The sequence below is a fragment of the Bifidobacterium sp. B4142 genome (genome assembly GCF_026537325.1).
Lineage (GTDB): Bacteria > Actinomycetota > Actinomycetes > Actinomycetales > Bifidobacteriaceae > Bombiscardovia.
This window is the reverse complement of the sequence record NZ_JAFNMJ010000001.1, coordinates 925,481-938,872: the sequence shown is the minus strand read 5'-3', so window position 1 is coordinate 938,872 and position 13,392 is coordinate 925,481. Positions and strand designations below refer to the sequence as shown.

At 60.3% G+C, this 13,392-nt stretch carries 13 protein-coding genes and 1 tRNA gene; 4 read left to right on the top strand and 10 right to left on the bottom strand.

The window, feature by feature from the left end; genetic code table 11:
* Position 1: 1 nt before the first annotated feature.
* The 6 genes from era to J3U06_RS04195 form a co-directional block, all read right to left on the bottom strand.
* On the bottom strand, positions 2-955 hold the full coding sequence (gene era, locus J3U06_RS04220) for a GTPase Era (RefSeq protein ID WP_267444402.1): 954 nt from the start codon (positions 953-955) through the stop codon (positions 2-4).
* On the bottom strand, positions 952-2,364 hold the full coding sequence (locus J3U06_RS04215) for a hemolysin family protein (protein WP_267444401.1): 1,413 nt from the start codon (positions 2,362-2,364) through the stop codon (positions 952-954). Before J3U06_RS04215 ends, era begins: the two co-directional genes overlap by 4 nt.
* Entirely contained in the window at positions 2,357-2,911 is a 555-nt protein-coding gene (gene ybeY, locus J3U06_RS04210; RefSeq protein ID WP_220235885.1) for an rRNA maturation RNase YbeY, read from the bottom strand. Before ybeY ends, J3U06_RS04215 begins: the two co-directional genes overlap by 8 nt.
* The gene (locus J3U06_RS04205; protein ID WP_267444400.1) at positions 2,908-4,023 is read right to left on the bottom strand and encodes a PhoH family protein; all 1,116 of its coding nucleotides are present in this window, start codon (positions 4,021-4,023) and stop codon (positions 2,908-2,910) included. The genes ybeY and J3U06_RS04205 overlap by 4 nt, the downstream gene beginning before the upstream one ends.
* A 40-nt stretch (positions 4,024-4,063) precedes the next feature.
* On the bottom strand, positions 4,064-4,411 hold the full coding sequence (locus tag J3U06_RS04200) for a histidine triad nucleotide-binding protein (protein ID WP_267399889.1): 348 nt from the start codon (positions 4,409-4,411) through the stop codon (positions 4,064-4,066).
* Positions 4,412-4,508: 97 nt separating this feature from the next.
* Positions 4,509-5,309 (bottom strand): 16S rRNA (uracil(1498)-N(3))-methyltransferase, encoded by an 801-nt coding sequence (locus J3U06_RS04195; RefSeq protein ID WP_267399887.1) that lies wholly within the window; start codon positions 5,307-5,309, stop codon positions 4,509-4,511.
* A 119-nt stretch (positions 5,310-5,428) separates the two neighbouring features.
* Here J3U06_RS04195 and J3U06_RS04190 point away from each other — a divergent pair.
* Positions 5,429-5,517, top strand: a tRNA-Leu gene (locus J3U06_RS04190).
* On the opposite strand, the gene J3U06_RS04185 is transcribed toward J3U06_RS04190, so the two are convergent.
* Positions 5,499-6,371, bottom strand: coding sequence for a MerR family transcriptional regulator (locus J3U06_RS04185; protein ID WP_267399886.1), 873 nt, complete (start codon positions 6,369-6,371; stop codon positions 5,499-5,501). The genes J3U06_RS04190 and J3U06_RS04185 overlap by 19 nt on opposite strands.
* A gap of 266 nt (positions 6,372-6,637) precedes the next feature.
* Between J3U06_RS04185 and J3U06_RS04180 the strand changes: the two genes are divergently transcribed.
* From J3U06_RS04180 to J3U06_RS04170, 3 genes are all read left to right on the top strand, one after another.
* Positions 6,638-8,161: a carboxylesterase/lipase family protein gene (locus tag J3U06_RS04180; RefSeq protein WP_267444399.1), complete on the top strand. Its 1,524-nt coding sequence runs from the start codon at positions 6,638-6,640 to the stop codon at positions 8,159-8,161.
* A 36-nt stretch (positions 8,162-8,197) separates the two neighbouring features.
* Entirely contained in the window at positions 8,198-9,454 is a 1,257-nt protein-coding gene (locus J3U06_RS04175; RefSeq protein WP_220235891.1) for an MFS transporter, read from the top strand.
* A gap of 103 nt (positions 9,455-9,557) precedes the next feature.
* Complete coding sequence (locus J3U06_RS04170) at positions 9,558-10,424, top strand: TrmH family RNA methyltransferase (RefSeq protein WP_267444398.1); 867 nt, start codon at positions 9,558-9,560, stop codon at positions 10,422-10,424.
* A gap of 198 nt (positions 10,425-10,622) precedes the next feature.
* Here the strand turns inward: J3U06_RS04170 and J3U06_RS04165 are convergent, their stop codons facing one another.
* The 3 genes from J3U06_RS04165 to sufU form a co-directional block, all read right to left on the bottom strand.
* Positions 10,623-11,939 carry a uracil-xanthine permease family protein gene (locus J3U06_RS04165; protein WP_267444397.1) on the bottom strand — a complete coding sequence of 439 codons (1,317 nt, stop codon included), beginning with the start codon at positions 11,937-11,939 and terminating at the stop codon, positions 10,623-10,625.
* 101 nt (positions 11,940-12,040) lie between these two features.
* Complete coding sequence (locus J3U06_RS04160; protein WP_267444396.1) at positions 12,041-12,763, bottom strand: metal-sulfur cluster assembly factor; 723 nt, start codon at positions 12,761-12,763, stop codon at positions 12,041-12,043.
* Entirely contained in the window at positions 12,760-13,347 is a 588-nt protein-coding gene (gene sufU / locus J3U06_RS04155; protein WP_267399880.1) for a Fe-S cluster assembly sulfur transfer protein SufU, read from the bottom strand. The genes J3U06_RS04160 and sufU overlap by 4 nt, the downstream gene beginning before the upstream one ends.
* Positions 13,348-13,392: the final 45 nt, after the last annotated feature.

The window sequence follows — 13,392 nt, the reverse complement described above, 5'->3', positions numbered from 1 at the left end:
ATCAGAACCCCAGGCGATCCAGCTGCCTGGGGTCGGTCTGCCAGTTGCGGGCCAGCTTGACGTGCAGATCCAACCGGACCTTGCGACCCATGGTCCGGTTGACGGCAGTACGCAGCTTTTTCTTCACCCGCACCAGATGCTCGGCCCCACGCCCGATGACGATGGGCTTCTGGGAGTCGCGCTCTACATAAATGCCGATCTGAACTGTGTCGCGTCCGCCCTCCGGATCCGGTTCGATGGACTCCACACGGACGGCCAGGGAATGGGGTAGCTCGTCGTTGAGCTCTTCCAGGTAGGCTCCGCGAACCATCTCGGCGATCATATCTTCTGGACGCTCCTCGGTCAGCTGGTCGTCAGGGTAGAGCTGGGGGCCCTCGGGCATGGCATCAATCAAAACCTGTGCCACCTCGTCCACGTTGTCAGCCTCCATGGCACTGACCGGAACGATCTGAGAGAAGTCTGCAAAGACGCCAATCTCCAGAAGCTTGTCCACCAGCTGGCTCTTGCCCAGTTGGTCGATCTTGGTCACTATGGCGATCAGGGGCTTTCGCCAGATCCACTTGCCGTCCTTGTCCTTGCGGGCGAAGTCGGACCGCAGCCGGCTGAGAATGCGACGGTCGCCAGGGCCTATGGCTTGGTCGGCAGGCAACAAAAAAGCAATGGCGTCCACGTCCGACAGGGAGGCCTCCACCACGTCGTTGAGCCGCTGGCCCAGCAGGGTGCGCGGACGGTGAATGCCCGGGGTATCCACCAAGACCACCTGGGCCTCAGGGCGGGTCATAATCCCTCGAATAGCCTTGCGGGTGGTCTCCGGCCGGGAGGAGGCGATGGCGATGGGCCTGCCTACCAGGGCGTTCATGAGCGTGGACTTGCCCACATTGGGTCGGCCTACTACTGCCACAAACCCCGATCGGTGGACCGGCGCCTTGGCATCACTGTGTTCTTCCTTGGTCATGAATTCTCCTGACTGCCCTGCCCGGGTTGATCCCCGTCGGCCTGTTGGTCTTCTTGCCCTACACCGTCCTCCAGGGCGATGCTGGATCCGTTGGCTGGCTCGACCACGATGGTGGCGATCTTCTTGCGGCGACCCACGGCTTCTCCTGCGGTCAGCCTGATTCCTCGGGTCACTGCCGATGAGCCTGAGACTGGCACGGAGCCCAGCAGCTTGGTCAGCAGGCCATAGACCGTATCCACATCGTCCTCGTCGATGGTGATCTCGTAGAGCTCCTCCAGGTCGGCAATGGGCGTGCGGACCGGCAACTGCCAGGTGTGTGGGCCGATCTGCTTGGGCTCATCGTGCTGGACCTGGTCATGCTCGTCCTCCAGCTCGCCCACGATCTGCTCGATGGCGTCCTCAATGGTGACCAGGCCGGCGATGCCCCCGTATTCGTCCACGACCACAGCCAGGTGGTGGCGGGAGCGCTGCATGTAGTGGAAGAGGTCGTCCACCGGCTTGGATTCAGGCACCAGGACGGGCCGACGGATGATGGAGGCGATCGATCTGTCGCCCTTACGGCTAAAGGCCAGGGCGCGGACCACATCCTTCAAGTAGACGATGCCGACCAGGTCATCCACGTCGTCGCCAATGGCGGGAATGCGGGAGAATCCCGACCGGGAGAAGAGCTTCAGGGCCGAATCCAAAGTGGCATCCTTGGAGATGCAGATCATATCGGTGCGAGGAACCATGATCTCCCGGGTAAGCGTAGTCGACAGGGTCAGCACGTTCTTCAGCATCTCGGAGATCTCCGGATCGAAGGCGCCGGCCTCCACCAGCTGGTCGACCATGGCACGGCCCTGTTCGATCTGGATCTTCTCCAGTTCCTCGTCGTCGGAAAGGTCGCCACGATGGTTTTTGCGGGAACGGGCCTCAGCCTGCCGCCGATGCTTGAAAGGCGTCAGAAGAACGGCCAGCCCGACCAGACGCACGTGCTTGAGCAGCGTTTCCATAGGCTGGCGGGAGCGGCCATGCGGACCCAGGGTGACGGAGACGGCGGCCACCAGGATGGCCATGACCACTCCACACAGCAGCTGCTCCCAGAGGGACAGGCCGCCAAGAGCAGCCATGCTGGCCACCAGGACGCCGACCATGATGTCGCAGATGATGCGGAAAAAGGCACAGGCGCTTCCGGTCACCTGCCGTTGGGAGATCAGACTCTGGGCCCGATGAATACGGTCGATTCGCTTCATCCTAGAGAACTGGCTGAGTTCCTGATCGGTCTGCAATCCCAAGATCAAATTGTTGAGACTGGATCGGGTCACCCGGTTGAGTGCACCCTGGGCCTCGGCAAGCGCCAGGGAGAGCACGACCAGGGCGATTACGGCCAAAGCCATGATCACCAGGGCGGCGATGGTCCGCTCACTCATGGGATTTGCCTCCCTGATGGGCATCGCGGCCGTACCGCTCATAGATCTCCAGAGCATTGGTGGCCCCGGCCGGCAGCGCGGCATCCGTGATGGGCCCTTGGCGCAAGGCCAAAAAGGTCAACAGGAGTTGGCGCTGCAATCCAAACATCTGCGCCTCCTGCTCCCTGCTGACGTGGTCATACCCCAGCAGATGCAGGGTACCGTGGATGGCCAGCAACAGCATCTCCTCCATGGTGGAATGGCCGGCTGCCAAGGCCTGCTGCGCCGCCACCCAGGGGCAGATGACGATATCGCCCAGGATTCCCTCCTGCCGATGGTTTTCATCGCCGGGGCGCAGCTCGTCCATGGGAAAGCTCATGACATCGGTAGGACCGTCCAGGTTCATCCAGCGCTCATGCAGCACCGCCATGGGCTCGGGATCGTTGAAGATGATGGTCATGTCGGACTGGGTGCTCACCCGCATCTGGTCCAGTACCCATACCCCCAAGTCGGAGAAGGTCTTGGCATCGATCAGCCATTGGGTCTCGTTGGTCACTTCTACGCTCATGCCTGCTCCCGTCCCCGGTTGCTGGCTTGATCGGCGCGGTCGTAGGCCCGGACAATCTGCCCAACCAGTCGGTTGCGCACAACATCGGCCGCCTGCAGGTGTACGAAGGCAATATCGTTGATGCCGTGCAGCACCTGTTCTATAGTGGCCAAACCAGATGCGGGCCCGCCCAGATCCACCTGGGTGACGTCGCCGGTGATGACCATCTTGGTGTTGAATCCAAGACGGGTCAAGAACATCTTCATCTGCCTGCGGGTGGTGTTTTGCGCTTCGTCCAGGATCACAAAGGCATCGTTCAGGGTACGCCCGCGCATGTAGGCCAACGGGGCAACCTCAATGGTCTCATCAGCCAGAAGCCGATGGAGCCGCGAGGTGCCCAGCATGTCAGCCAGGGCATCGTAGAGGGGCCGCAGATAGGGGTCTACCTTCTCATTGAGGGTGCCAGGCAGGAAGCCCAGGCTCTCCCCCGCATCCACGGCAGGCCTGGTCAGAATGATACGCCCGATGCGCCCGGCCCGGAATTCCTGCACAGCCTTGGCCACCGCCAGATAGGTCTTGCCGGTGCCGGCCGGGCCGATGCCGAAAGTGATGGTATGCGTTTCAATGGCGGCCACGTAAGCAGACTGGCCAGCAGTCTTGGGCCTGATCGGACCCTTGGAGGCCTGGGTCAGAGGGCGGCGACGAACTGCAGCGGGGGCCGCCTGGCGGAGTTGGCTGATGCCTTCCAGTGTGTTGTCCCCCTCGGACTCTGCAATGGCTGTCTCCTGATAATTGCGGTCTGTAATGTTAATTGTCCGCCCTTCTGGAGGGGAGTAATCGGCTGCGTCGGCCGTCCCCAAGCGGCGATGGTCCAGTATTCGCCCCACCTGATCGGCATCCACTGGGACCTGGTCGGCTGTCTGCATGAGTTCGGTCAGCAGATCCCGTATTTGAGCCGCCTGAACGTCCCCCTGCCGGTCCTGAGCCTGCAGCATGATCTGGTTGCCACGAACCAGGATGGACACTGCCGGGAAGGCGCGCTCAATCCTGTCGATGACTGCATCCTCCGGCCCCAGCACCTGAACCGGGTCGATCCCCTCCGGAATCTCCAGGGTTCGCGTAGTTACCGCCACGGATTCCCTTCCTGCACGATGACGATGGTGAACACGGGCGTCACTCGGGCAACACCTGTCCGGTCAGGACGTGTGCGTGGACATGGAAGACTGATTGGCCGGCATCCTCCCCCGTGTTGAAAATCAGCCGGTAGGCTCCATGATAGTCCTGATCGGCGATCTGCTGCGCCACCTGGACGATGTGGGCCAGAGTGTCAGGATCAGCCTTGGCCAGGTCGGCCACCGACGCATAGTGGTGACGCGGGACGATCAGGACATGGACGGCGGCCTTGGGGTTGGCATCCTTGAAAGCGTAGACGGTCTCATCCTCATAGACCTTTTCGCTGGGGACCTCCCCTGCCACGATTCTGCAGAAAATGCAGTCCTCCTGTCGATCGTCATCGCTCATGACCACTCCTTGCTTCCTTACTGTTTGCCGAAATTGCTGTTTTTGGTGTTTTCGCTGTTTTCCATCTTATTGTCGAGGATGTATATTGCGTGCGACTTCATGCGCTGGGCTCAGGGGCCTCTGACTTCCAGCGACCCAGCATGTCCGCCAGCAGGGTCAGGGCCACAGGTCCAGCCAGGGCAGCCCGGAGGATATTGTCCCCCAACCGGACTGCCAGGGCCCCCTCCCTTATCATGGTCTGGACCTCCTGATCGGCAATTCCGCCTTCAGGACCCACAACCACGGCGACCGACGAGCTCTCTGGCAGCTTGTCTACGCGTTTGCGGACCGCATCCCAACCAAGGTCGGCGTCCTGGTGCAGCACCAGGACCAGGCCTCCCTCATCGGTCGCCTTCCGACACCAGGCGCCCAGACCACGGCTGTCCACCTTGCCCAGCAGCCGAGGACGGTAGGCCCTCCGGCTCTGCTCAGTGGCTGCTTCCAAGACGGCCTGCCAGTGCCGGTCGTTGCGGCCTGGCCTCCATTTGGCTATGGACCGATCAGCCTGCCAGGGCATCACTTTATCCACGCCGATCTGGGTGGCCATATCTATGGCTTGCTCGTCCCTGCCGCCCTTAGCCAGGGCCTGGACCAGAATCAGTTCTTTCTCGGGAGGCGCCTGCCGGCCCACAGCGGTGACCTCCACCAGGCCGGTTGAGGCATCTCTGACCAGGGCGCTGATGCGCAGTCCGCTCCCGTCTGATAGATCCAGCTGGTCCCCGTTCCTCAGCCTCATGGAACCCAAGGCATGGCGACAAACGTGCTCGGGCAGAGTCAGACGCCAGCCAGCATGGAGCTCATCGCTGGCCAGTGGGGAATCATCGTGATCGGGATCCAGCAGGAAGAGGGGTGCAGTCATGGTGTTAGGCTACAGCCCGCCGCCGAAAAAGCACTCTCCATGACGACACGCTCCCCCAATCGCTCAGTGCGTGATTCCGCCCAAGATGCTATGATTATTTCCGTTGCAATTACGCACCTGTCCGGGTGGCGGAATGGTAGACGCGCTAGCTTGAGGTGCTAGTGCCTATATATATACAGGCGTACGGGTTCAACTCCCGTTCCGGACACTCGATTCCAGGTCGTTGGAGACTACAGGGATCTCCATCCTGCTCACATATTCATCGAAGTCATTGGACTCGTATTCGCCGATGAGGCAGAACTCCAAGGGATCTCCGTCCACACGGTAGCCCATGGTCTTTAGATCTTCGAGCATCTTGCCATGGATTTGTCTGCAGCGAGCAAAACTGCCCACAAAGGTGCAGGAGGCATAGGTGCCGGCTGGCAGATCATAATCACCGCTAAACCCTGGATCGGGGCAGTAGAGCAGGATGGCCTTGGGCGGGAACCAGCCCTTGACCGGACGTGAAGCATCCACTTGATAACAGGTCAGCGTATTGAGGATCTGCAGCGTCTCGTGGTGCAGTGCCGTGTAGTGGGCGAATGCGAAGGGTATCCTGTCGTAGCCGATCATGTGGTCCGCCACCAGGGCGCAGTGACGCAAGGGACGGTGGACGATTACGGTCCGTGCCGGGGATATGGAAGTCATGGCATGCGTATACTTCTGCAGGCTGCTCAAGAGGCCACGCTTGATGGAGGCCAAATACCGCATCTGGCTGTCAACACGTTCCACCTCCTCGTCAATCAGCGAGAGGGTGGCATCGAAGGTGCGATTTTTCAAGTAATGTCCTATGCGGTCCAGGCTGAAATCCAGCTTCCGAAGGGCCTGTATGACGTTGAGCCGAGCAAAGTCGTTCGGCCCATAAAGTCGATAACCGTTGACCGGATTGCGTCGGGGCACCACCAGCCCGATCTGCTCGTAGTAATACAGGGTCTCAGTGGTGATGTCGTACAAGCGTGCCGTCTGACGGATGGTGTAGCCCTCCTCGATCAGGCTCTCTGTGTCATCTACCTCGGCTTCCATGGCTGCCTCCTGCACGGGTCTGGTCCGACCCTAGGGTTTTCCATACTCCCCTCCCCTGCATCTTTATGGACGTAATCCATCGTATCAGCCTGAAATCCTCGTTCTGTCAGTGTTTTGCCCCCTATATGAATCTTCAGACCCAAAGCTGCACACTGCCCTTCCACCCGATTTGACCTTCGGCTGACACCAGGCCATAGGGTGACATTTATCCAAGGTCGACGGGGACACAGCCGCCGACCGATCATTACCTCCTGGAAAGGAAAATCATGCCAACTGTCACCACAGAATTTGGCACCTACCATGGCATCACCACCTCTCAGGGGACTGTCGCCTACCTGGGCATCCCCTACGCCAAACCTCCCGTGGGCGCACGCCGCTGGAAGGCCCCGGAGCATCTGGATCCCGAGCACCGCGACTACGACTGCACTCACTTCGGGGATTCCGCCCTGCAAAAATACGACCCAGTTATGTATGCCTCACGCCGCCAGCAGAGCGAGGACTGCCTGACCCTGAACGTCTGGGTCGGCCATGAGGGCGCCCAAAGGCTGCCCGTCATGGTCTTCATCCACGGCGGCGCATACGTGGAGGGCGGTTCGTCCGACCCCATGTACGACGGAAGCAACTTCACCAAGCGCAACGATGTCGTCTATGTCACCATCAACTACCGGGTCAACCTCTTCGGGTACATGAACCTGGCCGGATTGCCTGGGGGCGACGAATACCGGCAGTCAGGCTATCTGGGACTCATGGACCAGGTCGCCGCCCTGCAGTGGATTCAGGAGAACATCGCCGCTTTCGGCGGAGATCCTGACCGGGTCACCCTCTTTGGCGAATCATGCGGTTCAGGCTCCACTATGCTGCTGACCGTCGCTCCAGCTGCCAAGGGGCTCTTCCAAAGAGCCATCGGCGAATCCGGCCCCATCCAGCTCTACAACACCCCGGAATCCACGGCTCCCTACGCACGCGAGTTCATGGAGATGATGGGTTGCAAGACTGCCCAGGAGCTGGCGGCCCTGCCTGTCGGCGACATCATGATGAAGTTCACCGGAGAGTTCTTTACCAAGCACATCCATGAGATCTCGCTGATCTTCGCTCCCACCACCGATGGCGACTACCTTCCGGCCAAGCCCCTACAGGCATTCAAGGACGGTGCCGCAAAGGACGTAGAGATCATGCTGGGCTGCAACGCCGACGAGTTTGCCTACTGGAAGCTCTACTTCAAGGACTTTGGCAACGAAATGCCTGACTTCTGGCACCACCAGGCTATCTTCCACTTTGATGGCAAGTTGGACTCCGAACACTACGAGAAGCTCTGGGAGCAGGCCCACCCAGGAGAAGATCCCGCCGAGCGCTACTTGGAGTACGCCAATCAGATCGGCTTCAGGGTTGGCACCAACCTCATGTGCGAGTACCAGTCCAAGTACAGCACCGTCTACCAGTACCTGTTCACCTACGCCTCCAAGATCCCCGGAATGGGATCATGCCATGCCATTGAACTGCCCTTCGTGCTGCATAACACCCAACGGCCTGACCTGCCCGAGACCTTGACCGGCGAGGTGCCGCCCATGCATCTGTCGGACGAGATGAACGACGCCTGGTGCTCCTTCGCCGCCACCGGCCATCCTGTCAGCGGCGTAGGCGATGCCTGGAAGCCCTACAGCATCGACCATCCAGACACCATGGTCATCGACGAAAACGGCTGGAACCTGCGCCGGGACGTCAACAAGGAGAACATCGATCTGCTCCGTCCGGCATTCGAGGAGTGCCTGTTGGATGGAGACCGTCACTAAGCTGCCTGTTCCACGTAAACCGTGGAGGGAGAGAACATGAACACTCGAAAATCATCCAATTACCGCTGGGTCATCGCGGCCGTGGTCTGCCTGATCGGCATCCTGTCCAACTACATGCAGTACCAGATATCCGCTCTGGCGGTCTACCTGATGCCCATGCTGCACATCGACCAAGCCGGATTCTCGACGCTGCTGCTCATGCCCATGTTGACTGCAGTATTTCTCAGCATCCCCATGGGCACCATCGGTGACCGTGTTGGCCCCAAGAAGGTAGTCCTGACCGGTCTGGCCATAGCCGTGGTCGGCGCCTACATCAGGACCTTCGGCCTCAACTTCCCGCTGCAGATGCTCTCAATGTTCCTGCTGGGGGCCGGCATTGCGGCTTTGAACGCCAATCTGGTCAAGATCTTCAGCGTCTGGTTCGGCGATCAGACGCAGATTGCCATGGGATTCTTCTATGGATCGGCCGGCATCGGGGTCATTCTGGCCCAAATGGTTGCTCCCCGGTTCTCGGTGCGCAACTCCTATCTGAGCGCAGCTATCATCCTGACGGTGGCAAGCCTGCTCTGGGTCTTTCTGATTCGTGACGCTCCTGAAGGAGTGCATCTGCCACCAGCCACCGATTCTCCGCTCAAGTACTTTAACGTCGCAGCACGGAGTCGCAATGTCTGGCTGATCGCCCTCTGCTACGGCTGCTCCATGGCTGCATCTACCGCCTTCGCGGGATTCATTCCCCAAACGCTGATCAACAACAACGGCTTCAACAAGACATCAGCCGGTCTTGTCGCCTCAGCAGCGGCCCTGGGCTCCATCGCAGGATCCATCGTCGGGCCCATGATCAGCTCTCGTCTTGGCAAGTGGAAGGGTTACCTCTTCGCCACCATTCTGGTGGGTACGGCACTCATGGTCTACTTCTGGGCAGTGGTGCTGATGCTGAAGAAGGCCCCTGTTGTGGGTTTGCTCTGCTGCATCATGTTCATTTCAGGCGCCTTTGGCGCCATAAACGGCCCCATCGTCCAGGCCATGCCCTTCGCCCTGCCTGAGATTCGCGGCAAGTATGCCGGAAGCGCCGGTGGTCTGGTCAGCACTGTTGGTCTTCTCTGCGCCTTCCTGTTGCCTATCATCATCTCCTCGATCAGCAAGGGCAACTACGTGCTCAACCTGGGGCTGGAAAGCATGATCTTCCTGCTCTCCGATGTCTTCGTCCTGCTGCTGCCGGAGCTTGGCCCTCAGGGCGACATCGCAAAGCGCATTGCTGCCGCCGATAGTCAGGCTGCACAAGAGAGGCAGTGATAGCTTACCTGAGCTGAATTTCAACTGCCTTAGGCGACGCGACCGGATGTTTTCGGTTGCGCCGCCTATGCTGTTCTCAGGACCGGGAAAAGGAGCTGCAGGCGTGCTCAAGGTGAGAATCGACTCCATAGACGATGAAAGAATCGAGGCATACACCAGGCTGAACGAGCCGCAGCTGCGCAATCGTCTGGAGCCTGCCAAGGGCCTGTTCATCGCCGAGTCCCCCAAGGTCATCGCCCGCGCCCTGGATGCCGGGGTTGAGCCTATCTCCTTCCTGGTGGAAGAGACCTGGCTGGAGGGGATGCATTCCATGTTCGACCAGGTGGACGCTGCCTTCGGGCCCAACGTTCCCGTCTACGTAGCCAGCCCCGCACAGCTCAAGACCATCACCGGCTACCGGCTGCATCGGGGCGCGCTGGCGGCCATGAGACGCTGGCCGCTGCCCACAGTCGAGCATATCTGCCGCTCGGCAAGACGGGTGGCCGTCATGGAGAACATTGTTGATCACACCAACATCGGCGCCCTGATGCGTTCTGCGGCGGCCCTGCAGGTAGATGCGGTCCTGGTCACCCCCTCCTGCTCTGATCCCCTTTACCGCAGGGCCGCGAGAGTCTCCATGGGCACGATCTTTCAGGTTCCCTGGACAAGGATTGGTGGCGACGACGTCCACGCCTGGCCCGACCAGGGCATGCGCCAACTGCACGATTTGGGCTTCACCACTGCAGCCATGGCCCTGAACCGGGATGCCATCAGCCTGGATGATCTGGCCGAGCGTCTAAGACCCGGGCCCGATCAAATCGATCGTCTGGCCCTGATATTCGGTACAGAAGGCGACGGGCTCAGCCACAGGACCATCGCCCGGGCGGACCTGACCGTGCGCATCCCCATGAGCCACGACGTGGACAGTCTGAACGTGGCTGCATCAAGCGCCGTAGCCTTCTACGCAACCAGACCCCAGCAGGCATGCTAGCCGAGCCTTGCCAGCTGACTAAGCCAGCCAACCAACCAACTGAGCCCTCTGCTGCGTAGCGAATTCCTGCTGCCCTGAGTCTCTTCACTGCATGGCTGCGTACTTAATACCGGACAATCTTTGGCGTCAGGCGATACTTGTCAGCAGTTGAGGTTCGAGTATCAGGCAACCAGGGAATGTCGGGCGGACATGGCGCAATCAGCTCTGCTGGGAGACGGCTTGCGAATCCTCATGGATGTAGTCGTCCGGGTCGATAGTTCCCCGCCAGCGGCCGATGGCCTTGAGACCGTGATACATGGCCAGAGTAGCCACAGAGCCAATAGCGATGCCGTTGAAGCTGACTCCAGCCACTGCGAAGGTGAAGTCTGCGATGCCCACGATCATGACGACGGCGCCCACGGTCATGTTGACGGATTTGCCGAAGTCCACCTTGTTCTCAACCCATATGCGGATGCCCAGCATGCCGATCATGCCGTAGAGCATGGTGGTGACCCCGCCCAGAACGCCGGTGGGAATGGTGTTGATGACGGCACCGAACTTGGGACAGAGGGAGAGCAGGAAGGCGAAGATGGCGGCGCACCAGTAGGCGGCTGTGGAATAGACCTTGGTGGCAGCCATGACGCCGATGTTCTCTGCGTAGGTGGTGGTGCCCGAGCCTCCTCCCAGCCCGGCCAGCGTAGTGCCCAGACCGTCGGCCATAAGGGCGGTTCCGATCTGATCGTCATAATCGCGCCCGGTCATCAGGGCCACAGACTTGACATGACCGATGTTCTCGGCCACCAGGACCAGCACCACAGGGATGAACATGGCCAAGACTGAAGGGTCGGCCTGAGGAGTGTGGAAGTGAGGCAGACCGAACCAGGCGGCCTTTTCCACAGCTGCGAAGTCGACCTGGCCCTGGGCGACCGCAAAGATGTAGCCGACGATGACGCCCAGAAGAATATTGAGACGGCCGATCAAGCCCTTGAAGAGCACGGCTATCAGCATGACGGCCACCAGGGTGACCAGGGCGGTCAGCGGGGCCGATTTGAAATTCTTCCAGGCCGAGGGGGCCAGATTGAAGCCGATGATGGCCACGATGGCGCCGTTGACCACCGGGGGCATGATCATATCGATCCATCGCGAGCCTGCGAAGTGGACAATCAGGCCAATCAGGAAGAGCAAGACGCCGGTGACCATGATTCCGAAGGAGGCCACAGCAAGACCCTTGTGGGCGGTGGTCACTGCCAGGACCGGGGCGATGAAACCGAAAGAGCTGCCCAGGTAGGAGGGCAGACGGTTACGGTTGATAAGAAGGAAGAGGGCCGTAGACATGGCCGTGAAGAAGAGGGTAGTGGAGGGGTCGAATCCGGTCAGAATAGGGACTAGGAAAGTGGAACCGAACATGGCGATGACGTGCTGGGCACCGATCCCGGCCGTACGTGGCCATGTGAGTCGCTCATCCGGTTCTACTACCTCGCCCGGAGCCAATGTTTTCCCGTCGCCATGCAGTTTCCAGCCCATGGTCAATGCCATTTCACTGTGCTTTCTCTCATGCGCCGTGCCGGTCACGGCGGACCGGGATCATCAGTATATTCGCATGGAAGGACCTGAAACGACCTACCTGACAGATGGCCTCACTGATAGGTGGGCATGTTCTCGAAGTTGAAGCCGATGGCGGCCAGCTGCTCACGACCCTCAGGAGTGATCATGTCCAGGGTCCAACGCGGCGACCAGGTCCAGTCAATGCGGAACTCCTCCACCAGGCCCGCCAGGACACTGGCGCACTGGTCCTCAATCAGGTCTGTCAGCGGGCAGGCTGGCGTGGTCAGGGTCATGGTGATGATGGCCCTTCCCAGTTCGTCGATTTCTATGCCATAGACCAGTCCTAGGTCGACCACATCAATGCCCAGCTCGGGATCGATGACCTGGTGCAGGGCCTCCCTGACATCCTCGGCGGTGGCCCGGCCGATGTCGTCGACGGCCTTGAGAGGGATGGCCTCCTCAGCGGCGGCCTCAGCATCAGCGGCATTCTGGTCAACTGTTTTCTCGCTATTGGTGACCTGCTTGCTAGCCGTAGCTTGGTCATTCGAGCCTTGGTCCGCAGACTCACCCTCGGGGGAGACTTCAGGGGCAGTCTGGTCGGCACGCTGATCGCCGGCCTTGGCTAAATCAGACTCCTTGTTCGCCTGACCATCGACCTGACGCATGGAACCTCCCTCGGCCGACTTCAGAACCGTTTCTGCGCCCAGGGGATTGCCAGCCAAGGCCTGTGCCGTGCTTGGATCGCTGATGGCCCTGCCCACCGAGGCCAGGATGGAGTCCTGGGGTTCGGGCACCAGATTCGTGTTGCCGCTCATGCCTGCTCCTCCTTCACAGCTTTGTCGCCCACCCGCCCAGCTGACAGGGCCTGGGCCACCGAAGCCTTCATACCCTCCCAACCCAGGAGGGCGCACTTGATTCGCATGGGATACTTGGACACGCCCTGGAAGACCATGGCATCGCCAAGGGCATCTTGCGCCTTCTCATCCTCGATGCCAGCTCCGCGCGATTCCATAAGCTTGCGGAAGTCAGCAGCCAGGTCCATGGCATGGTCAACGGTCTGCCCCTGAACCAGATCCACCATGATGGACAGGCTGGCCTGGCTGATGGAGCAGCCTGAACCTTGCCAGACGATTCGCTGGATGAGGTCGGGGCCGCCCTGCTCGCCAGGCGCCACCTCCACATGAATGGTTGCCTGATCCCCGCATGTGGGATTGAACTGATGGGACTCGGCAGCCAGGCAGGCCTCGTGCTCCACCCTGATGGTCACGCCGTCGCCGTCAGAGTCTTCTCCCCCATCAGCCTGATCCCCTACACGCCCGTGAGGATCCCTTGCCGCGTCCAGGATCACCTCCTGGTACATCTGCTCCAGATCCTCGTCATCCATCCCGAAATCTGCCATGTCCTTAAACCTACCAGTATGTCTTAGCCAAAGCCGTCGATGCGC

Excerpts from the sequence above, each read along its gene's own strand:
- era (WP_267444402.1), bottom strand. The coding sequence starts at position 955 with ATGACCAAGGAAGAACACAGTGATGCCAAGGCGCCGGTCCACCGATCG.
- J3U06_RS04215 (WP_267444401.1), bottom strand. The coding sequence starts at position 2,364 with ATGAGTGAGCGGACCATCGCCGCCCTGGTGATCATGGCTTTGGCCGTA.
- ybeY (WP_220235885.1), bottom strand. The coding sequence starts at position 2,911 with ATGAGCGTAGAAGTGACCAACGAGACCCAATGGCTGATCGATGCCAAG.
- J3U06_RS04200 (WP_267399889.1), bottom strand. The coding sequence starts at position 4,411 with ATGAGCGATGACGATCGACAGGAGGACTGCATTTTCTGCAGAATCGTG.
- J3U06_RS04195 (WP_267399887.1), bottom strand. The coding sequence starts at position 5,309 with ATGACTGCACCCCTCTTCCTGCTGGATCCCGATCACGATGATTCCCCA.
- J3U06_RS04185 (WP_267399886.1), bottom strand. The coding sequence starts at position 6,371 with ATGGAAGCCGAGGTAGATGACACAGAGAGCCTGATCGAGGAGGGCTAC.
- J3U06_RS04180 (WP_267444399.1), top strand. The coding sequence starts at position 6,638 with ATGCCAACTGTCACCACAGAATTTGGCACCTACCATGGCATCACCACC.
- J3U06_RS04175 (WP_220235891.1), top strand. The coding sequence starts at position 8,198 with ATGAACACTCGAAAATCATCCAATTACCGCTGGGTCATCGCGGCCGTG.
- J3U06_RS04165 (WP_267444397.1), bottom strand. The coding sequence starts at position 11,939 with ATGGCATTGACCATGGGCTGGAAACTGCATGGCGACGGGAAAACATTG.
- J3U06_RS04160 (WP_267444396.1), bottom strand. The coding sequence starts at position 12,763 with ATGAGCGGCAACACGAATCTGGTGCCCGAACCCCAGGACTCCATCCTG.
- sufU (WP_267399880.1), bottom strand. The coding sequence starts at position 13,347 with ATGGCAGATTTCGGGATGGATGACGAGGATCTGGAGCAGATGTACCAG.